Raw genomic sequence first — 18,985 nt, forward strand, 5'->3', positions numbered from 1 at the left:
CCAAGCCAGCACGCGGCCCTTCATTCAGCCGGCCAAGGAGGAACCGTGCCCGAGTCCAAGCCCCGCAAGCGGCCCGCCCGCACTGTAGAGACGGCCGCCAAGGAGCAGTACAAGCCCAACCCGGTCTGGTTCAAGCCGGTCATGTTCGGCCTGATGATCATCGGCCTGCTGTGGATCATCACCTTCTACATCACCAGCGGCCAGTTCCCCGTGGCAGCCTGGGAGTCCTGGAACATCGTGGCCGGCTTCGGCATCGCGATCATCGGCTTCCTGATGACCACCCGCTGGCGCTCCTAAGCAGCAACCTCACATTCCGCCCGCCTGAACCGTCTACCTGATATGACCACCAGGCACACCACCATCGGCTCCCCTCTGGGGGAACTCACCTTCACCTCGCGCGACGGCGTGCTCAGCGGTATTTTCTACGAAGGCCACTGGCATATGCCGCCGCAGGAATTCTTTGGGGACCCGACCACGCCTGAGGACCCGGTTTTCGCACCGGCCATCGCGCAGGTCCGGCAATACCTCCAAGGCGAGCGGACCGCCTTCGAGCTGGAGTACAAGGCCACCGGCAACGAGTTCCAGGAACGCGTCTGGGCCCGTTTGGAAAACATCCCATACGGCGAAACCATCACCTACGGTGCCCTTGCCGCCGAACTGGGAGATCCCAACCTTGCCCAGGCCGTCGGCTCGGCCGTTGGCCGGAACCCCCTCAGCATCGTCATTCCCTGCCACCGCGTCGTGGGAAGCGGCGGCCGGCTCACCGGATATGCCGGCGGGCTGTCCAACAAGCGCTTCCTGCTTGAGCTGGAGGAGCCGGCAGCGGTAAGGGAAAGCAAGCTCTTCTGATGGGCAAGCCGCCCTTCGAGAAGGTCGTCGCCGCGCACGGCGCCGTAGTGCTCAGGGTCTGCCGGGCCGTGCTGGGCGCCCACGACGCCGAGGACGCGTGGTCCGAAACCTTCCTGTCAGCCCTCAAGGCCTACCCGGAGCTTCCCGACGACGCCAACCTCCAGGCCTGGCTGGTGACCATCGCCCACCGCAAGGCCATCGACGTCCTCCGCATCCGGCAGCGCCAAGCGGTTCCCCTGGATGAACTGCCGGCCCGTGAATCGCCGCTCGGCAATCCGGGTGACGGGCACCCGGAAGTGCTCGACGCCGTCGGGCAGCTACCGCCCAAACAGCGGCAGGCCGTGGCGTACCACTACCTCGCGGGACTGCCGTACAAGGAAATCTCCACGCTGCTGGGCGTCACGCCCGAAGCAGCGCGGCGCGCCGGCGCAGATGGCGTCAAGGCACTCCGGGCCGTCCTCACCGAAACCGGCAGCCCTGCTTCGAAAGGAGCGCTCCCATGACCACACAACTTCCCGCCGAACTCGGGGCTTCCCTGGACCCGGCAGGGCCCGGCACCCTTGAGCGCCTGCACGCCCGCCTCGCGGCTGCCGCAGCGGAACAGCACCTGCTCGACGTCGCCTACCGCACCGTCGATTCCCCGATCGGCCCGCTGCTGCTGGCCGCCACGGAGCGCGGACTGGTGCGCGTCGCCTTCGCGCTCGAGGATCACGACGCCGTGCTCCAGGCCCTCGCGGACAGGCTCGGTCCGCGCGTCCTGGAGAACCCGTCCCGCCTTGACGCCGCGGCCCGCCAGCTCGACGAATATTTCGCGGGTTCCCGCCACAGCTTCGATGTCCCGCTTGATTTCAGCCTGAGCCGGGGCTTCCGCCTGAGCGTGCTCGAGCACCTGCCGCAGATCCCGTACGGCAGCACCGAAAGCTACGCCCAGGTGGCTCTCGCGGCGGGCAGTCCCAAGGCGGTGCGCGCCGTCGGTTCCGCCTGTGCCACCAACCCGCTGCCCGTCGTCGTGCCGTGCCACCGGGTGGTGCGCTCTGACGGTTCCTTCGGCGGATACCTGGGCGGGCCGGACGCCAAGCGCACCCTGCTGGCACTGGAGGCGGCATGACCGGACCGGATGTTCCCGGGGAGGCGCTGTTTCCTGCCGAGCTGATTTCCGTGCCCGACGCCGGTCCGCACCGTATCGCCGAAGGCGCCGTCCATGTGCCGGGATGGCTGGATACGGAGCAGCAGCGCTGGATCGTGGACCGCTTCCGCGAGTGGGCGGCCGGCCCGGTTCCGCCTCGTGCGGCTGTGCTGCCGGGCGGGCATCCGATGTCCGTGCAGACCGTCTGCCTTGGCTGGCACTGGCAGCCTTACCGGTACACGCGGGAGGCCTTCGACGTGAACGGCCGGCGGGTACTGGATTTTCCGGACTGGATGGTCCGGCTGGGCCGCAAGGCCCTGGCCGCGGCCGGGGCCGCGCCGGAAACGGCAGCTGGCTACACGCCGGATACGGCCTTGGTGAATTACTACGGCGAAGCGTCCAGGATGGGCATGCACCAGGACAAGGACGAACGTTCCGCAGCGCCCGTGGTTTCGCTGAGTATCGGAGACAGCTGCGTCTTCCGCTTCGGGAATACGGGAGGGCGCGGGAAACCGCACACGGATATAACCCTGCGCTCCGGAGACCTCTTTGTCTTTGGCGGAGCCTCCCGTTTCGCCTATCACGGCGTCGTCAAAGTGCATCCAGGCACGGCGCCTGCGGAGTGCGGCCTGGACGGCGGACGGATCAACATCACCATGCGCGTCACGGGAATGTCGTAGCTTCGGCGCACAATATCCTCAGCAGCTTTATCCCGGGCGGCTCTCTCCGTCCGCCCTGAATGTCCACGTTCCACCTCGACTGGAGGCACCCATGACACCGGCCGGCACCATCCTCGGCGAAGACGGACTGGCGCGGCCGCCCTGGGCTGCCGTCGATCCCCTGCTGCGGGACTATTACGACACTGAGTGGGGCATGCCTGTCACGGACGAGCAGGGCCTGTACGAACGCATCAGCCTGGAAGGGTTCCAGGCAGGACTCTCCTGGGCCACCATCCTGCGGAAGCGCCCGGCGTTCCGTGCGGCGTTCCTGGACTTCGATCCGGAGAAGGTGGCATTGTTCGGCGAGCCGGATGTCGAACGGCTGATGCTGGACGCCGGCATTGTGCGCAACCGGCTGAAGATCCGGGCTGCCATCACCAACGCCAAGGCCACCCTCGCGCTGCGGGACTCCGGCGGCCTGGTGGACTTCGTGTGGTCCTTCCGGCCTGAAACCACTCCGGCTCCGGAAACCATTGCCGACCTCGCAACCCAGTCGCCTGAATCCGTGGCGTTGTCCAAGGCGCTCAGGAAAAAGGGCTTCGCCTTTGTCGGCCCCACCACCATGTACGCGCTGATGGAAGCGATCGGCATGATCGATACCCACCTTGTGGGCAGCCACCGCCGGGGAAGCTCCGGCATCTGGGCCTGAGCCTGTCCCCACGTGTCCACAAAAGTGGGCAACTTTATCCACAGCTGTGGAAACACTATGTGGAAAGACTCGGTATTCAGGGCGGATTCCCCGGTTTTCCGGGGTTTTTGAAGGGTCACTCTCGTTTCTGTGGTTTTCCCCATGTGGGCAAGGCTGTGGATCGTGGCTCCACCTTCACCAAGTGTTCATGGTTCCGGGATGGAGAACTTCACCTGCCGGGCCGGAACGCCCTTTTCCTGCCCGCCCGGCGTGCCGTGGAAGTTACCCACTTAACAACAAGGCGCTTCCCACAAGTTATCCACAGCTGGGGAAAAGCTGTGGTCAAAGCCGGGAAACTTCCCCGGAACCGCGCGGTTGATGCCGTGATTTAAGGGGAAGAACTACAACGGTGTGAGTTATTAACACTGTTGATAAGCCTGTTGAAAGACGCTTCCGACGGCTGTGGAAACGGCTTGTCCTGCGGGTTTTCCACAAGAGACACACCTGGAGCCGATTTGTCCACATAAACACAGCTCTGTGCAGGAAAGTTATCCACAGCTGTGGACGAAGCTGGGTATTTCTCAGCTGGAGGTCCTGGATCACCGCGAACTAGGGAATGCTGGCCCTGAACTACACAGCTGTAAGTTACTCACAGTGTGGATAAGGGCTGTGGAAAACACGGTAAGCCGTCTCCGGGGGCAGGAGGGCACGCCAAAAGAACCGGCGAAGCCGGCATGGAGAAAGGGGAGAAGCCTTAGATAGCCGCTGTGCGCAGTGCCGTGGCAAGAACCAGGAGCACGGCCACCACCGCAAGCCCGGCGGCTTGGTAAAGCGCCCGGCGCGGACCGCGCGGGGCATAGGCAACGGCAGCGGCGCTGAGCGCACCGGTAACCAAGCCGCCAAGGTGCGCCTGCCAGGCAATCCCGGAGACCATGAAGCCAATGGCGCCGTTGATGGCAATCAGTACCCAGAGCTGCTTGGTGTCACCGCCGCGATGCCGTTGGATCACGAGCATCGCGCCGAACATGCCGAAGATGGCGCCGGACGCGCCGACCACGGGGATGACGGGGAAGACGGGCGTCAACAGCATGTAGCCGACTGAACCACCGATTGCGGACAGCAGGTAGATGGCCAGGAAGCGGGTGCGTCCGAGCAGCGGCTCAAGGGCCTGGCCGAAAATCCACAACGTGTACATGTTCAGGGCAATGTGGAGGACGAAGCCCTGGGAGTGGAGGAAGGCCGCGGTGAGCATGCGCCACGGCTCAAAATGGCCGTACTGCGGATCCGCGAAGGCGGAGGCGAACGCGAAGTTCTGGAAGATCACGTCCCCCGGAACAATCCATTGCAGGACGTAAAGGACGACGCACGCGCCAATAAGAAGGAAAGTGGCCATCGGCCGGTCTACGACGGCGGTGCCGCCGTAGACCGAGCGGACAGCCGGCGTCGAACGGCTGAGTTCGTTGACGCAGTCAACGCATTGGAACCCGACGGCGGCCGCACGCTGGCATTCGGGGCAAGCCGGGCGGCCGCAACGCTGGCACCTCACATAGGAGGGCCGGTCGGGGTGCCTGGGGCATACCGGAACGCCTGCTGACGGCTCCGCCGCCGGGTATCCAAAACTCATGGGTTGTTCAGGCTCCGGATCAGAGCTGCTCGACGTCGATGCTGTTGATGACGACGTCCTCGACCGGGCGGTCGCCCATGCCGGTGCGGACAGCCTCGATGGCGTCGACGACCTTCTTGGATTCGTCGTCAGCGACCTCGCCGAAGATGGAGTGCTTGCCGAAGAGCCAGTCGGTGTTGACCGTGGTGATGAAGAACTGGGAACCGTTGGTGCCCTTGCCCATCTGGATGCCGGCGTTGGCCATGGCCAGCTTGTAGGGGGCGTTGAAGTTCAGTTCCGGGTGGATCTCGTCGTCGAACTTGTAGCCCGGGCCACCGATGCCGCGGCCCAGCGGGTCGCCGCCCTGGATCATGAAGTCCTTGATGATGCGGTGGAAGATGGTGCCGTTGTACAGCGGGGTACCGGTCTTGTCTTCGCCCGTTTCGGGGTGCGTCCAGGACTTTTCACCCGTGGCGAGGCCAACGAAGTTGGCCACGGTCTTGGGTGCGTGGTTGCCGAAGAGGTTCACCACGATGTCGCCGAGGCTGGTGTGGATGGTTGCTTTTGCGGTTGCAATGGTCATGGCCCCATTCTTTCATGCAGGGTCAACGCGGCAGCGGGCGGAAAGCCGGTTCCGCGCTCGGTGAAATCTCCGGTGATTGCGTCCCATGAATAGCCGGTGCCGGTCAGGCGACGTAGGCTAACAACAAACGAGCATGTGTATCGGGAGGTAGTTGTGAAGAAAACAGACCGTATTGCCCGCGACCTTGAGCACTCGGTGGCAGCAGGCGTCGACAGCGCCAAGGACTGGGCTGCACCGCGCGTCGAAGCTGCCGTGAACTGGGCAGTTCCCCGGATCCAGCACGGAATTGATACCGCCTCACCGAAGATCCAGGAAGGCCTCAAGTCGGCCGCCCACAACCTGGCCGACGGCGTCGCAACCGTCACGCCGAGGCTCCAGGAAGGCCTGGCGAACCTCGCTCCGAAGATCCACGACGCCGTCGAGGAAGCGTCGCCGAAGATCCAGGAGGCCCTGAACAAGGCAACTCCGGCACTCGGTGTCGCCCGGGACAAGGTAGTGGAAGAGTACTTGCCGAAGCTGTCCGAGCAGCTCGACCAGGCCTCCAACGCCGTGCACCACCTCCTGGAAAACGCACCCGCACAGGTTGACGCAGTCGCGCAGAAGCTTGCGGATTCCGGTGTGGTGCACAATCTCCAGGACCAGGCCCAGGCCGCCGGAACGCAGTTCAAGGCCGTAGCAGAAGAAACCGGCAAGGCCGTCGCCGCCGAGCTCGGCCGCAAGGAAAAGCCCAAGAAGCGCGGACTCCTGATTGTCACCGTCATCGCCGCAGCCGTCGCCGCCGGTGTCGCCGCGTGGAAGGCGTCCAAGCCCGTCGAGGATCCGTGGAAGACTCCTGCGCCGGTGAACCCGCCGAGCAACCCGCGTTCGACGCCGAACAACGACGCCCCCGCCAACTCGGCACCGGTGGGCCCTGCCCCGACGCCGGACGTAGCCAAGGACGCCGCTGACGAATCGCCCGAGGAGCCGCTCAACCCGGCACCGGTCGACTCGGCACCGGTGGGCCCTGCCCCGACGCCCGAGGTAGCCAAGGACTCCAAGGGGCCCGCGGACAAGGTCGATGCCAAGACCGCGGTGAAGAACATCGCCTCGAACATCCACAAGGACGAGCCGGCAGGCGAAGAAGGCAAGAGCGAAGGAAAGCACCAGGCCTGAGCTGCGCCACACGCTGACGCGCCACACCTTGTCTTGAGGGGACTCCGCACTGCGCGGGGTCCCCTCAATGTTTATCCATACGTCACCGGAAGCTCCCCGGCGGGCCGGCGGGCCGGTGTTAGATTTATCTGGATGTCAGCCGATAGATCGCCCGAAGAACTTGCCCCTTCTGACGCACCCAGGCCGGAAGTGTCCATCGTCATCCCGGCGTACAACGAGGAAAGCGTCATCAGGCAGTGCCTCATCGCCGCCATTTACCAGTCTGTCCCCGCCGCGGAGATCATCGTGGTGGACAACATGTCCACGGACCGCACCGCGCAGATCGTGGCACAGATGCAGCAGGAATACCCTGAGAGCCCCATCATCCTGCTGAGCCAGGATCAGGCACAGGGCCTCATCCCCACCCGCAACTTCGGGCTGAACAGTGCCACCGGAGACATCCTGGGCCGCATCGACGCCGACTCCGTCCTCGAACCGGACTGGGTGGAACAGGTCCAGAACGCCTTCATGGATCCGGACGTCCAAGCTGCCACCGGCCCGGTGGTCTACTACGACATGCCCATGCGCCGCTTCGGCCTCAAGGCGGACGACAAAATGCGCCAGCTCATGCTGCGCCTCGCCAAGCACCAGTACCACTTCCTGTTCGGCTCCAACATGGCGCTGCGCCGCTCAGCGTGGGAAACCATCCGGGACGAAGCGTGCCTTGACGAGAAGGACGAGATGCATGAGGACATCGACCTCTCCCTGCACCTGGCCGAACATGAACTGCGGGTGCAGTACTGGCCGCAGATGGTGTCCGGGATGTCCGCCCGCCGGCTGGAGGATTCGCCGCGGGACTACCGCTACTACGTAACCCGCTTCGACCGCACCTACAAGGCCCACAACGTCAAGAAGATGGCGCTGAAGGCGCCGATGGTGGTCTTCTTCTCCGTCTACTTCCCGGCGAAGCTGCTGCGGGCCATCCACACGGCCAGCTCCAGCCAGGGCGTCCGCCGCGGCGGACAGTAGCCGGCCGCAGCCGCCCGGCCCTTAGTCGGCGCCGAGCGCCGTAACCGGACCGCCGCCGTCGTCCTTTGTTCCGCTGCGCTGTCCGGCAATGACGACGGCGAGTCCCGCCAGTATCAGCCCCAGGCCCAGGTAGGTGCCCGCCGGCAGTGCCTCGTGCAGGAAAACCGCCGCCAGCAGGGCCGCTCCCGGGATTTCCAGCAGGATGATCATCGAGACGAGCAAGGGGCTCATGGTGGCCAGCAGGTGGTTGAACATGGTGTGGCCCACCAGCTGGGCAGAAACGGTGATCGCAATGATCCCGGCCCAGCCTCCGGCGTCGAATTCTGTGAGCGGCTGCCCGCTGGCCAGGGCGAGCAGCGCAATCAGGACGGCACAGATCCCTGTAGCAGAGCGCGGTGTACGTGCCGGTGCCCATGGTCTGCCGGGCCCGGCCGCCGGCCATCGCGTAGAGCGCGCCGAAGACGCCGCCGGCCAAGGCGAGGACATCGCCCCGCAGGGCATCGGGCGAAGAACCCAGGTCGAAACCGGTGATCACCAGCACGCCGCCGAGCGCAGCACCGAGTCCGGCCGGAACCGCCCAGTGGTGCCGGGTGCCCCGCAGGAACTGGAACACGGCGATCCAGGCCGATTGCAGGCAGACGAGGGCCGTGGACGCTGCCACGGAGGTCAGCTGGAGCGAGGTGATGAAGCAGGCGAAGTGCGCAGCGAGGGCGACGGCGGCAACGCCGGTCCAAGCAGCCTCGCGCCGGGTGATCGTGCGGAACTGTCGCGGTTCCTTGAGGAGCACGGGGGATGCCATCACGACGGCGGCGATCGCGTTGCGCCAGAAGGCAATCGCCAACGCGGTGGCGGTGGTCGCTGCAAGGGTGCCGGCGATCAACGGGCCGGAGGCCGCAACGCCCAGGACACCGAGGGCGGCAAAGAGGACGTTCATGGCCTTTCCCTCCTTGCCCGTTTCCGACGTCGAAAGCCCGTGAACACGAAAAAGTCCCGGTCATCTCTGACCGGGACTTTTCCCTATGGTGGAGGCAAGGGGACTCGAACCCCTAACCCCCTGCTTGCAAAGCAGGTGCGCTACCAATTGCGCCATGCCCCCATAAGAAGCAACCCGTCCATACTACTGCGGAACTAGTCAACCGTGTCGGTCGCCTGGCTCCAAACAGTCTTCCGGGCTTCGGATTCCTGCACCTTCCGGTAGAGCAGGACGCCTGCGATCGCCGCTGCCACAATCAGCAACTTCTTCACACGCACCCCGTTCCGGTCCGTCTCCGGACCTTACCGTGAAACCGTGCAGGTTCCGTGGGCGTACCAGGACTTGAACCTGGGACCTCTTCGTTATCAGCGAAGCGCTCTAACCGCCTGAGCTATACGCCCCGATGCCTCATCGGGCCGAGATATGACTCTACAGCACATCCCGGCCCGATCTCAAATCGAGGACCTTCAATGCGGAATTCCGCCAATTTTCCGCGGAATTCCGGAGGTTTTGCTAGTCGTCGGTGAGCGTCACGCCGATGCCGCCAACGAGCGTTGCCGAAATGTTATAAAGTACGGCACTCAGCATGGACAGTGCGGTCAACAGCACCACGTTCACCACGGAGATGATGGTGGCGAAGGACAGCACCTGGCCCAGGGAAGCAACCTTCTTGAGTTCGAAGCCGCCGCCTTCGGACCCGGCAAGAGTGCCCAGGAGGCTGTCCACCTGGTCGAAGATGCCGGTGAGGTCCAGCACGGTCCACAGCACCATGGCCGCCACGACGGTCACGATGCCGAGGGCGACTGACAGCAGGAACGCCATCTTGAGTACTGACCAGGGGTCGACCTTGCTGACGAGGAGGCGTGCCCGGCGGACCTTTGCCTTCGGAGCCGGCTTCACCAGGCCCGGGGTGCCCGGACGCTGCTGGCCGCTTGTGGCCGCGCGGACGCCCTGCGCAGGGCGTCCGGCAGGAGCCGCGGGACGCTGTGCCGGTGCGGCGGGAGCCGCCGCAGGGCGCCGTGCCGCCGTCGGAGCCGTGGCAGGTGCCGGCGGGCGGGGTCCGGCGGCGGGCGCCGCCTGCGGAGCGCCCGAAGGCTGCCGGAGTCCGCCGGGGACGTCTGCGTTCGGCTTGGGATATGAGTCAGGATTACTCATTCGTTCCTCCGGTGTTGTCTTCGTTCAGCTCGGTGCCGGGTTCCTGGCTGCTTTCCGCCTCGGTGGACCCGTCAGGTGATCCGGCCGCCTGCGCGGCTCCTTCTGCAGCCAACGTTACGTCATCCGTGCCTTCGGACTGCTGCTCTTCGTCCGCTTCCTCACCGTCCAGGCCGCGTTCGCTGTTGCGTGCCACCTCGATGATGCGGTCGTTCTTGTCCGGCTTGGCAAAGATGACGCCCATGGTGTCGCGGCCCTTTGCCGGAACGCCTGCGACGGCGGAGCGCACCACCTTACCGCCTTCCATCACCACAAGCACTTCGTCCTCTTCCTGGACGATAAGGGCGCCCACAAGGTCGCCGCGCTCTTCAGCCAGCTTGGCGACCTTGATGCCGAGGCCGCCGCGGCCCTGGAGCCGGTATTCCTCGACGGCGGTCCGCTTGGCGTACCCACCCTCGGTCACCACGAAGACGAAGGAACCGTCCTTGACCACGTCCGCGGCCAGCAGCTCGTCGTCCTCGCGGAACTTCATGCCCGTCACACCGGAGGTGGCGCGACCCATCGGGCGAAGTGCCTCGTCGGTGGCGGTGAAGCGGATGGACTGGCCCTTGCGGGAGACCAGCAGCAGGTCGTCGGTTTCGGAGACGAGCTGCGCCGAGACCAGCTCGTCTCCGTCGCGCAGGTTGATGGCGATGACGCCGGCACTGCGGTTGGTGTCGTAGTCCTCCAGGCGGGTCTTCTTGACCAGGCCGTTCTTGGTGGCGAGCACCAGGTACGGAGCCTGTGCATAGTCCCGCAGGTCCAGGACCTGGGCGATGTGCTCGTCCGGCTGGAAGGCCAGCAGGTTGGCTACGTGCTGGCCCTTGGCGTCGCGGCCGGCCTCGGCAAGCTCGTAGGCCTTGGCACGGTACACACGGCCCAGGTTGGTGAAGAAGAGCAACCAGTGGTGGGTGGTGGTGACGAAGAAGTGCTCCACCACGTCGTCGCCACGAAGCTGCGCGCCCTTGACGCCCTTGCCGCCGCGCTGCTGCGAACGGTAGTTGTCGCTGCGGGTGCGCTTGACGTAGCCACCGCGGGTGATGGTGACCACCACTTCTTCCTCGGGGATCAGGTCCTCGATGGACATGTCGCCGTCGAAGCCCATAAGGATCTGGGTGCGGCGGTCGTCACCGTGCTTGTCTACGATCTCGGCCAGCTCTGTGCTGATGATTTCGCGCTGGCGCTGTTCAGAGGCAAGGATTGCCTTGAACTCTGCAATCTGCGCTTCCAGTTCGGCGTGCTTGTCCTGGATCCGCTGGCGTTCCAGGGCAGCCAGGCGGCGGAGCTGCATGTCCAGGATGGCGCGGGCCTGCAGCTCGTCGATGTCCAACAGCTCCATGAGGCCATCGCGTGCGGCCTCGGTGGTGCTGGAGGCGCGGATGAGGGCGATGACCTCGTCCAGCATGTCGAGCGCCTTGAGCAGGGCGCGGAGGATGTGTGCTTCCTCTTCGGCCTTGCGGAGGCGGTACCGGGTGCGGCGGGCAATGACGTCCATCTGGTGCGTTACCCAGTGCCGGATGAAGGCGTCCAGGCTCAGCGTCCGCGGAACGCCGTCGACAATCGCCAGCATGTTCGCGGAGAAATTGTCCTGCAGCTGGGTGTGCTTGTAGAGGTTATTCAGCACCACCTTGGCCACGGCGTCACGCTTGAGGACGATCACCAGGCGCTGGCCGGTACGACCGGAAGTTTCATCGCGGAGGTCGGCGATGCCCTGGATCTTGCCGTCCTTGACCAGTTCGGCGATCTTGATGGCCAAGTTGTCCGGGTTGGCCTGGTACGGCAGCTCGGTGACCACGAGGCAGGTGCGGCCCTGGATTTCTTCCACATTGACCACGGCACGCATGGTGATGGAGCCGCGGCCGGTGCGGTAGGCCTCCTCGATGCCCTTGTGGCCGAGGATGGTGGCGCCGGTGGGGAAATCCGGGCCCTTGATGCGCAGGAGCAGCGCTTCGAGCAGCTCCTCGCGGGTGGCCTGCGGGTTCTCCAGGTACCACTGGACGCCGTCCGCCACTTCGCGCAGGTTGTGCGGCGGGATGTTGGTGGCCATGCCGACGGCGATGCCGGAGGAGCCATTGACAAGCAGGTTCGGGAAACGCGCCGGCAGGATGGTGGGTTCCTGGTTCTTGCCGTCGTAGTTGTCCTGGAAGTCGACGGTTTCCTCGTCGATGTCCCGCACCATCTCCATGGCCAGCTGGGCCATCTTGGTTTCGGTGTAACGGGGGGCTGCTGCGCCGTCGTTGCCCGGGGAACCGAAGTTGCCCTGGCCCAGTGCCAGCGGGTACCGCATGGTCCAGTCCTGGATCAGGCGGACAAGGGCATCGTAGATGGCCATGTCGCCGTGCGGGTGGTAAGTACCCATGACGTCGCCGACCACGCGGGCGCACTTGTTGAAGGAGCGGTCCGGGCGGTAGCCGCCGTCGAACATCGCGTACAGCACGCGGCGGTGGACCGGCTTCAGGCCGTCGCGGACGTCGGGAAGGGCGCGGCCGACGATGACGGCCATGGCGTAGTCCAGGTAGGAGCGCTGCATTTCGGTCTGCAGGTCCACCTGTTCGATGCGGTCAACCAGGACGTCGCCTTCAAGAACGGTGTCCGGGGCGTCCTGTTCCTCGGGTACCCCGGGGGTTTCGTCACTCATAATAAATTCCGTTTCAGGTATATGTCAGTTCTGGAATATAAGCGGCCTGAGGAGGCTCTTTAGATGTCCAGGAACCTGACGTCCTTGGCGTTCTGCTGGATGAAGTTCCTGCGCGACTCGACGTCTTCGCCCATCAGTACCGAGAAGATTTCGTCCGCGGCGGCGGCGTTCTCCATGGTGACCTGCAGCAGGGTGCGGCGGTCCGGGTCCATGGTGGTGTCCCAGAGCTCGGTGTAGTCCATCTCGCCAAGGCCCTTGTAGCGCTGGATGCCGTTGTCCTTCGGGAGTCGCTTGTTCATGGCGGCACCCTTGCGGATGGTTTCATCGCGTTCACGGTCGCTGTACACGTAATCGTGGGCGGCATTCGACCACTTGATGCGGTACAGCGGCGGCTGGGCCAGGTACACGTAGCCGTTCTCGATGAGGGGGCGCATGTAGCGGAACAGCAGGGTCATCAGCAGCGTGGTGATGTGCTGGCCGTCCACATCGGCATCGGCCATGAGGACGATCTTGTGGTACCGCAGCTTGGAGATATCGAAGTCCTCGCCGATACCCGTGCCGAAGGCCGTGATCATGGACTGGACCTCGTTGTTGCCTAGGGCCTTGTCCAGGCGGGCACGCTCAACGTTCAGGATCTTGCCTCGCAGCGGCAGGATCGCCTGGGTCTCCGGATTGCGGCCGCGCTTGGCGGAACCGCCTGCGGAGTCACCCTCCACGATGTACACCTCACAGCGCGAAGGATCCTTCGAGGAGCAGTCGGACAGCTTGCCGGGCATGCCGAAGGATTCCAACGGGCTCTTGCGGCGGGCGTTGTCGCGGGCCTTGCGGGCGGCCATGCGCGCCTGGGCGGCCTGGATCGCCTTGCGGATGACGTCGCGGGCCGGGCCGGGATTGCGTTCGAGCCAGTCGCCGAGCTGGTCGGTGACCACACGCTGCACGAAACCCTTGACCTCGGAGTTGCCCAGCTTGGTCTTGGTCTGGCCTTCGAACTGCGGCTCGGACAGCTTGACGGAGATGACGGCGGTGAGGCCTTCGCGGATGTCGTCACCCGTGAGGTTGTCGTCCTTCTCCTTGATGATTGCTTTCTCGCGCGCGTAGCGGTTGATCAGCGAGGTCATGGCGGCGCGGAAACCCTCTTCGTGGGTGCCGCCCTCATGGGTGTTGATGGTGTTCGCGTAGGTGTGGACGCTTTCGGAATACGCGGAGGTCCACTGCATGGCGATTTCAACGGCCATGTGCCGTTCTGTGTCCTCGGTTTCGAAGGCGATGACGTCCTCGTGGACGATGTCCACCTTCTTGCTCGAGTTCAGGTGCTTGACGTAGTCCAGCAGGCCGTCGTTGTACTGGTACACCACGGTGCGATGCTCCGCGGGCACTTCGCCTTCGGTGGAGACGGCGTCCAGGTCCAGGTCTTCGCCGTCGGCCTGCTTGACCGGGCGTTCGTCCGTCAGCGTGATGCGCAGGCCCTTGTTCAGGAAGGCCATCTGCTGGAAGCGGGCGCGGAGGGTTTCGAAATCGAACTCGGTGGTTTCGAAGATGCTGCCGTCCGGGTAGAACGTCTGGGAGGTACCGGTCTGGTCGGTGGCTTCTCCCTTGACCAGCTCGCCCTGCGGCTTGCCGCCGTCGGCGAAGGACATCCGCCACACATGGCCCTGGCGGCGGACCTCGGTATCGACCCGGCGCGACAGCGCGTTCACCACGGAGATGCCCACGCCGTGCAGGCCGCCGGACACGGCGTAACCGCCGCCGCCGAACTTACCGCCGGCGTGCAGGATGGTCATGACGACCTCGACCGTGGGCTTGCCCTCGCTGGGGTGCAGGTCCACCGGGATGCCGCGGCCGTCGTCGACGACCTTCACGCCGCCGTCGGCCTGCAGTGTCACTTCGATATGGCTGCAGTAGCCGGCCAACGCCTCGTCAACGGAGTTGTCCACCACTTCGTAGACCAGGTGGTGCAGGCCGCGCGGTCCCGTGGAACCGATGTACATGCCGGGGCGCTTGCGCACCGCCTCCAGGCCTTCAAGGACAGTGATGTCGCTGGCGCCGTATTCCCGGGCTCCGGACGCGTCGGCTGCGCCGGCATTCTCCGCGACGGGATCAGCTGCCAAAATCTCTGCATTGTCGTTAGCCACAGGCGCTTTCGACTCCTCTGTGTTTCGATGGTCGCCGGCCGTCACCGCACACCAAGGAGCCTGCCCGTGCAGGACAGTCCGTTTCGGATGCGGCGGCCGCCAACAGGGACGCCACTGATAGCGCCGGCGAGTTGTTGACTGGCGGATCCGCTGTTCATGTGCTTCGCAGCGGGGCCAATCGACGGTTCACCGGCGCCCAGTTGTCTATCCACGATTCTATCGTGTTTAAGCCATACCACCGGATTTGGCGGGGTGGTTCGCGGCAAACGTGCCCTTGGCAGGCCGCTGGCCGTGTCTGGAACCGTCCAAGACGGCACCACTTGGGGAGCTATACAGCCGCAGGGCGTTTCCGGCCGCTGTGCGCCGATTTACGGAATCAGCCGAGATGGCCGGAAGAATGCTCAGCCGTAGGTGTCCCGCGGACCGCGGCCGTTGACGCTGCGGCCGCCCTTCCGCCAGTTCGGAGCCGTGGGCGCCAGCACGTGGATGGCCGTCACCACGCCTTCGCCGAGTTCCTTCCGGAACATCTCCAGCAGGCTCGAATTCAGCAAACGAAGCTGCGTTGCCCATGCTGTCGAATCGCAGCGCACGTGCAAGGTGGTGTCAGTGAAGCTCTCCGGGGTGCAGTGCGCGGAGATTTCCGGCCCCACCAGGGCGTCCCATTCGGCCATCACTGAACCGACCGCCACCGGTGACGTCCAACCGCGTTCGGCCACGAGCCGGCCCACCACCTTGCCCAGGCCAAGGGGATCCCGGCCGTTGCCGTGGAACTGGCTGAAACCGCGGGTGTCCCGCAGTCCCTTCCGCTTCGGGGTGGCCTTCCCGGGCGCGGCGCGGCGGATTTCGCCGCGCGCTGCCGCGGCCTCGCGCATGCGGTTCAGTGCGGCCTGCGCGGCATCGATGCGGTCCGGTTCACGTCCGGGCTGCAGTCCGCCGTCATCCTTCGCCATCTATGCCTCCGGGGACAACCTTCACCCGCCGCCCGGACAGCTCTTCGGGAATATCGGCGTCGACGGCGGCCGTCACCAGCACCTGTTCGGCACCGGCGACTATTGCCGCCAGTTTACGCCGCCGCTGCACGTCCAGCTCGGCGAAAACGTCATCCAGGATGAGGATGGGCGCGGAGCCGCCGGCCAGCGAATCATCCAGCATCACGTAGTAGGACGCCAGGCGCAGCGCCAGGCACATGGACCAGGTTTCGCCGTGCGAGGCATAGCCCTTCGCGGGGGCCTGGCCCAGCAACAGCTCGAGCTCGTCCCGGTGCGGGCCGACCAGCGAAATGCCCCGTTCGAGTTCCTTGCGGCGGGCGGCCGCGAAGGCCTGGACGTAGCGTTCGGCGAGCTGTTCGACGTCGAGCTGCCGCAACTCGGCCATCCCCGCGGCCGGTGCGGCAGCGCCGTCGGCCGGGCCGCCGTCGTCGTCCAAAACGCCCTGAAGGGTTGAGCGGTACACCGCGGCAGCGTCCTTCGACCCGTCCGTGAGCTGGGCATATGCCCTTTGGAGGTGCGGCTGCAAACGTTCCACCAGATCGAGCCGGGCATGCAGCAGCTCGGCGCCGGCACGGGCCATGTGCTGGTCCCAGACATCGAGCGTGGCCTCGTGTCCGGAGGTGAATCGGCCGTTCCGGGCGGATTTGAGCAGGGCGTTGCGCTGTTTGAGCACGCGGTCGTAGTCGGCACGCGTTGCCGCATGGGCAGGCAGGAGGCTGACCAGCATGTCATCCAGGAAGCGGCGCCGGTTCGAAGGGTCGCCCTTCACCAATGCCAGGTCCTCCGGTGCGAACAGCACGGTCTGGCAGATGCCCAGGATGTCCCGCGCACGCAGCGGATTGCCGCGGTTGATCCGTCCGCGGTTCGCCCGCCCGGCGTTGATTTCGAGCTCGACGACGGTCGCTTGGCTTCCGCGCACCAGTTTCGCCCGGATCATGGCACGTTCGCTCCCGAAGCGGATCAGCGGGGCATCCGTGCTGACCCGGTGCGATCCCAGGGTGGCGAGGTAGCCGATGGCTTCCATCAGGTTGGTCTTGCCGATCCCGTTGGAGCCGACAAGCACGGTCACCCCAGGGCCAAGCTTCAGGTCGACCTGGGCGTAGCTGCGGAAATCGGTCAGCGAAAGGTGTTCAAGGTACACGCGTGTTGGAGGCCTTCGGCCGGCTAGCTGGACGGACGGGTGGCGTGCCCGCCGAACTGGTGGCGCAGGGCGGACACCATCTTCATGGCAGGCGAAGATTCTTCCCGCGAGGCGAAGCGGGCAAAGAGGGCCGCGGTGATCGCCGGCGCCGGAACCGCGTTGGCGATGGCTTCCTCCACGGTCCAGCGGCCTTCACCGGAGTCCTCGACGTAGTCATCGATCGAGGCCAGGCCGGGATCCTCATCGAGCGCCTTCACCATGAGGTCCAGCAGCCACGAGCGCACTACGGTGCCCTTTTGCCAGGCGCGGAAGGTGCCGGGCAGATCCTTGATGATGTCCTTGGCCGCGAGCAGTTCATAGCCTTCGGCGTAAGCCTGCATCAGGCCGTACTCGATGCCGTTGTGCACCATCTTGGCGTAGTGGCCTGCGCCGACGCCGCCCACGTGGACGAAGCTGTCGGCCCGTTCGCCTTCGGGACGGAGCGCATCGAAGACCGGCATGGCGAGCTCGATGTCCTCGTCGGAACCGCCAGCCATCAGGCCATAGCCGTTCTGCAGGCCCCACACACCACCGGACACACCGCAGTCAGCGAAGCGGATGCCCTTGCCGGCAAGGAATTCGGCGTGCTTCTGGTCCTCGGTGAACCGTGAGTTTCCGCCGTCGATGACCATGTCTCCGGCGCTGAGCTTTCCACCCAGTTCGGTGATCACGGCATCGGTGATCTCGCCCGCGGGAACCATTACCCAGACGATGCGCGGGCTGGGAAGGGCGGCAATCAGCTCGTCAACCGACGGGACGTCCGTGACGTCGGGGTTGCGGTCGTAACCGGTGACCTCGATTCCGCCGTTCCGCATGCGTTCGCGCATGTTGAAACCCATTTTTCCAAGGCCGATCAGTCCGATGTGCACGGTATGAACTCTCTTCTGCGTTGTGGGTGACGGAATCGTGGAACCCGGAGTGTCCGGGCGCTGCCTTAGTTGGGCAAGCGGACCGGCATGACCAGGTAGCGGTAGTCGTCCTGGTCCTCGCCGTCGGCTTCAGCCTGGGCCGTGATCATGGCCGGCTTGGGCGCGCTGGTGAACGAGAAGCGCACGAACTTGCTCTCGATGACGCTCAGGCCCTCGATCAGGTAATGCGGGTTGAAGGCCACCGTGATTTCTTCGCCGGTGAGCTGTGCTTCGAGCTCTTCGGAAGCCTGGGCGTCTTCGCCGGTGCCGGCGTCGAGGTTCAGCTGGCCGGGCGTGAAGGCTAGGCGCACCGGGGTGTTCCGCTCAGCCACGAGGGACACACGGCGCACGGCCTCGATGAGTTCCTGGGTCTGCACGGTGGCGTGGATCGGAGTGGATTCGGGGAAGAGCGAGCGGATCTTCGGGTAGTCGCCGTCCACCAGCAGGGAGGTGGTGGTGCGGCCGCCGCTCTCAAAGCCGATCAGCCGGCTGTCGTCGTCGGACAGTGCCAGGTTGATGTCACCGCTGCCGCCGAGGGTCTTCGCTACTTCGTTGAGGGTCTTGGACTTAACCAGCGCGCTGGTGGAAATGCCCGGAGTGACAGGCTTCCACGGGACTTCGCGCATGGCCAGGCGGTAGCGGTCCGTGGCCAGGAGGGTGATCATGTCATCTTCGATCTCCATCCGGACGCCGGTGAGGATCGGGAGGGTGTCATCCTTGCTGGCCGCGATGATCACCTGGGAAACGGCCTGGGCAAAAGCATCGCCGGGCAGGGTTCCGCTGACGGCGGGCAGCGCCGGAAGCGGCGGGTACTCGGACTCCGGCATGGTGGCCAGGTGGAAGCTGCTTCGGCGGCAGCTCAAGGTGACCTTGCTTCCGTCGGTTTCGACGTCGACCGGTGCCGACGGCAGGCTGCGGCAGATATCGGCAAGGAGGCGGCCGGATACCAGGATGGTGCCTTCGGTGGTGATGTCCGCCGGGATTTCAAGGCGGGCGGACGTTTCGTAGTCGAAGCTCGAAAGGCTTACCGTTCCGGCTTCGGCCTTGAGCAGGAGCCCGGAAAGGACGGGAACCGGCGGCCGCGGAGACAAGGATCGGGCTGTCCACGTGACGGCTTCTGCCAGGACATCCCGGTCGACTCTGAACTTCACGGAGGGGTGCCGCCTTTCGTTGCTGTCGCGCATGCGATCGCTGCTGCCATTGCTCTTGTGTGGCGGTTCCGGAGAACTGCCTTGGCCCCGCGGAGGTTCCTTCACGGCTGAGTTCAGCGCGAATGACAAAAGAACCGGGCCCGAGGGACGCGATG

18 protein-coding genes, 2 tRNA genes and 1 pseudogene are annotated in these 18,985 nt (G+C 65.2%); 8 read left to right on the top strand and 13 right to left on the bottom strand.

All coding sequences use genetic code 11. The features are described from left to right. The first annotated feature begins 45 nt into the window (after positions 1-45). The 6 genes from BIU82_RS18665 (at position 46) to BIU82_RS18690 (ending at position 3,343) form a co-directional block, all read left to right on the top strand. Complete coding sequence (locus BIU82_RS18665) at positions 46-297, top strand: cell division protein CrgA (RefSeq protein ID WP_070350969.1); 252 nt, start codon at positions 46-48, stop codon at positions 295-297. Positions 298-339: 42 nt separating this feature from the next. Continuing rightward, positions 340-849: a methylated-DNA--[protein]-cysteine S-methyltransferase gene (locus BIU82_RS18670; protein WP_070350970.1), complete on the top strand. Its 510-nt coding sequence runs from the start codon at positions 340-342 to the stop codon at positions 847-849. Then, complete coding sequence (locus tag BIU82_RS18675) at positions 849-1,352, top strand: RNA polymerase sigma factor (protein ID WP_070350971.1); 504 nt, start codon at positions 849-851, stop codon at positions 1,350-1,352. The genes BIU82_RS18670 and BIU82_RS18675 overlap by 1 nt, the downstream gene beginning before the upstream one ends. Continuing rightward, complete coding sequence (locus tag BIU82_RS18680; RefSeq protein WP_070350972.1) at positions 1,349-1,957, top strand: methylated-DNA--[protein]-cysteine S-methyltransferase; 609 nt, start codon at positions 1,349-1,351, stop codon at positions 1,955-1,957. Before BIU82_RS18675 ends, BIU82_RS18680 begins: the two co-directional genes overlap by 4 nt. Beyond that, positions 1,954-2,655 (top strand): alpha-ketoglutarate-dependent dioxygenase AlkB, encoded by a 702-nt coding sequence (locus BIU82_RS18685; protein WP_070350973.1) that lies wholly within the window; start codon positions 1,954-1,956, stop codon positions 2,653-2,655. The genes BIU82_RS18680 and BIU82_RS18685 overlap by 4 nt, the downstream gene beginning before the upstream one ends. Before the next feature lie 91 nt (positions 2,656-2,746). Then, the gene (locus tag BIU82_RS18690) at positions 2,747-3,343 is read left to right on the top strand and encodes a DNA-3-methyladenine glycosylase I (protein WP_070350974.1); all 597 of its coding nucleotides are present in this window, start codon (positions 2,747-2,749) and stop codon (positions 3,341-3,343) included. 733 nt (positions 3,344-4,076) lie between these two features. On the opposite strand, the gene BIU82_RS18695 is transcribed toward BIU82_RS18690, so the two are convergent. Together BIU82_RS18695 and BIU82_RS18700 are read right to left on the bottom strand one after the other, a co-directional pair. Continuing rightward, entirely contained in the window at positions 4,077-4,946 is an 870-nt protein-coding gene (locus BIU82_RS18695; protein ID WP_070350975.1) for a rhomboid family intramembrane serine protease, read from the bottom strand. Between the two features lie 19 nt (positions 4,947-4,965). Continuing rightward, positions 4,966-5,508, bottom strand: a complete 543-nt coding sequence (locus BIU82_RS18700) for a peptidylprolyl isomerase (RefSeq protein WP_070350976.1) — start codon at positions 5,506-5,508, stop codon at positions 4,966-4,968. Between the two features lie 153 nt (positions 5,509-5,661). On the opposite strand from BIU82_RS18700, the gene BIU82_RS18705 reads away from it, so the two are divergent. Both BIU82_RS18705 and BIU82_RS18710 read left to right on the top strand, forming a co-directional pair. After that, positions 5,662-6,660, top strand: a complete 999-nt coding sequence (locus BIU82_RS18705) for a hypothetical protein (RefSeq protein WP_070350977.1) — start codon at positions 5,662-5,664, stop codon at positions 6,658-6,660. A 132-nt stretch (positions 6,661-6,792) separates the two neighbouring features. Further along, positions 6,793-7,668, top strand: coding sequence for a glycosyltransferase family 2 protein (locus tag BIU82_RS18710; protein WP_070350978.1), 876 nt, complete (start codon positions 6,793-6,795; stop codon positions 7,666-7,668). A 21-nt stretch (positions 7,669-7,689) separates the two neighbouring features. Here BIU82_RS18710 and BIU82_RS18715 read toward each other — a convergent pair. The 11 genes and pseudogenes from BIU82_RS18715 to dnaN all read right to left on the bottom strand — a co-directional run bounded on the left by BIU82_RS18715 (position 7,690) and on the right by dnaN (position 18,830). Next, positions 7,690-8,602: pseudogene (locus BIU82_RS18715) on the bottom strand (DMT family transporter). Between the two features lie 86 nt (positions 8,603-8,688). After that, positions 8,689-8,764 (bottom strand) — tRNA-Ala (locus tag BIU82_RS18720). A 32-nt stretch (positions 8,765-8,796) separates the two neighbouring features. Beyond that, positions 8,797-8,913, bottom strand: a complete 117-nt coding sequence (locus BIU82_RS20080) for a DLW-39 family protein (RefSeq protein WP_210210398.1) — start codon at positions 8,911-8,913, stop codon at positions 8,797-8,799. Positions 8,914-8,968: 55 nt separating this feature from the next. Then, positions 8,969-9,042 (bottom strand) — tRNA-Ile (locus BIU82_RS18725). A gap of 112 nt (positions 9,043-9,154) precedes the next feature. Then, the gene (locus tag BIU82_RS18730; RefSeq protein WP_070350979.1) at positions 9,155-9,796 is read right to left on the bottom strand and encodes a DUF3566 domain-containing protein; all 642 of its coding nucleotides are present in this window, start codon (positions 9,794-9,796) and stop codon (positions 9,155-9,157) included. After that, on the bottom strand, positions 9,789-12,470 hold the full coding sequence (gene gyrA, locus BIU82_RS18735; protein WP_070350980.1) for a DNA gyrase subunit A: 2,682 nt from the start codon (positions 12,468-12,470) through the stop codon (positions 9,789-9,791). The genes BIU82_RS18730 and gyrA overlap by 8 nt, the downstream gene beginning before the upstream one ends. A gap of 59 nt (positions 12,471-12,529) precedes the next feature. Beyond that, a complete protein-coding gene (gyrB, locus tag BIU82_RS18740) occupies positions 12,530-14,602 on the bottom strand; it encodes a DNA topoisomerase (ATP-hydrolyzing) subunit B (protein WP_070350981.1) in 2,073 nt (690 codons plus the stop codon). Between the two features lie 401 nt (positions 14,603-15,003). After that, entirely contained in the window at positions 15,004-15,552 is a 549-nt protein-coding gene (locus BIU82_RS18745) for a DciA family protein (RefSeq protein ID WP_070350982.1), read from the bottom strand. After that, positions 15,539-16,732, bottom strand: coding sequence for a DNA replication/repair protein RecF (gene recF, locus BIU82_RS18750; protein WP_070350983.1), 1,194 nt, complete (start codon positions 16,730-16,732; stop codon positions 15,539-15,541). Before recF ends, BIU82_RS18745 begins: the two co-directional genes overlap by 14 nt. Positions 16,733-16,755: 23 nt before the next feature. Next, a complete protein-coding gene (gnd, locus tag BIU82_RS18755; protein WP_074466469.1) occupies positions 16,756-17,676 on the bottom strand; it encodes a phosphogluconate dehydrogenase (NAD(+)-dependent, decarboxylating) in 921 nt (306 codons plus the stop codon). 29 nt (positions 17,677-17,705) lie between these two features. Next, positions 17,706-18,830 carry a DNA polymerase III subunit beta gene (dnaN, locus tag BIU82_RS18760; protein WP_070351061.1) on the bottom strand — a complete coding sequence of 375 codons (1,125 nt, stop codon included), beginning with the start codon at positions 18,828-18,830 and terminating at the stop codon, positions 17,706-17,708. Positions 18,831-18,985 lie beyond the last annotated feature (155 nt).

Source organism: Arthrobacter sp. SW1, assembly GCF_001766675.1.
In the GTDB taxonomy this organism is placed as follows: domain Bacteria; phylum Actinomycetota; class Actinomycetes; order Actinomycetales; family Micrococcaceae; genus Arthrobacter.

What these genes read in the sequence shown, in the direction of transcription:
- BIU82_RS18700 (WP_070350976.1), bottom strand. Translation starts at nt 5,508, where the DNA reads ATGACCATTGCAACCGCAAAAGCAACCATCCACACCAGCCTCGGCGAC.
- BIU82_RS18730 (WP_070350979.1), bottom strand. Translation starts at nt 9,796, where the DNA reads ATGAGTAATCCTGACTCATATCCCAAGCCGAACGCAGACGTCCCCGGC.
- gyrA (WP_070350980.1), bottom strand. Translation starts at nt 12,470, where the DNA reads ATGAGTGACGAAACCCCCGGGGTACCCGAGGAACAGGACGCCCCGGAC.
- BIU82_RS18710 (WP_070350978.1), top strand. Translation starts at nt 6,793, where the DNA reads ATGTCAGCCGATAGATCGCCCGAAGAACTTGCCCCTTCTGACGCACCC.
- BIU82_RS18670 (WP_070350970.1), top strand. Translation starts at nt 340, where the DNA reads ATGACCACCAGGCACACCACCATCGGCTCCCCTCTGGGGGAACTCACC.
- BIU82_RS18675 (WP_070350971.1), top strand. Translation starts at nt 849, where the DNA reads ATGGGCAAGCCGCCCTTCGAGAAGGTCGTCGCCGCGCACGGCGCCGTA.
- BIU82_RS18695 (WP_070350975.1), bottom strand. Translation starts at nt 4,946, where the DNA reads ATGAGTTTTGGATACCCGGCGGCGGAGCCGTCAGCAGGCGTTCCGGTA.
- BIU82_RS18685 (WP_070350973.1), top strand. Translation starts at nt 1,954, where the DNA reads ATGACCGGACCGGATGTTCCCGGGGAGGCGCTGTTTCCTGCCGAGCTG.
- BIU82_RS18745 (WP_070350982.1), bottom strand. Translation starts at nt 15,552, where the DNA reads ATGGCGAAGGATGACGGCGGACTGCAGCCCGGACGTGAACCGGACCGC.
- BIU82_RS18690 (WP_070350974.1), top strand. Translation starts at nt 2,747, where the DNA reads ATGACACCGGCCGGCACCATCCTCGGCGAAGACGGACTGGCGCGGCCG.
- BIU82_RS18680 (WP_070350972.1), top strand. Translation starts at nt 1,349, where the DNA reads ATGACCACACAACTTCCCGCCGAACTCGGGGCTTCCCTGGACCCGGCA.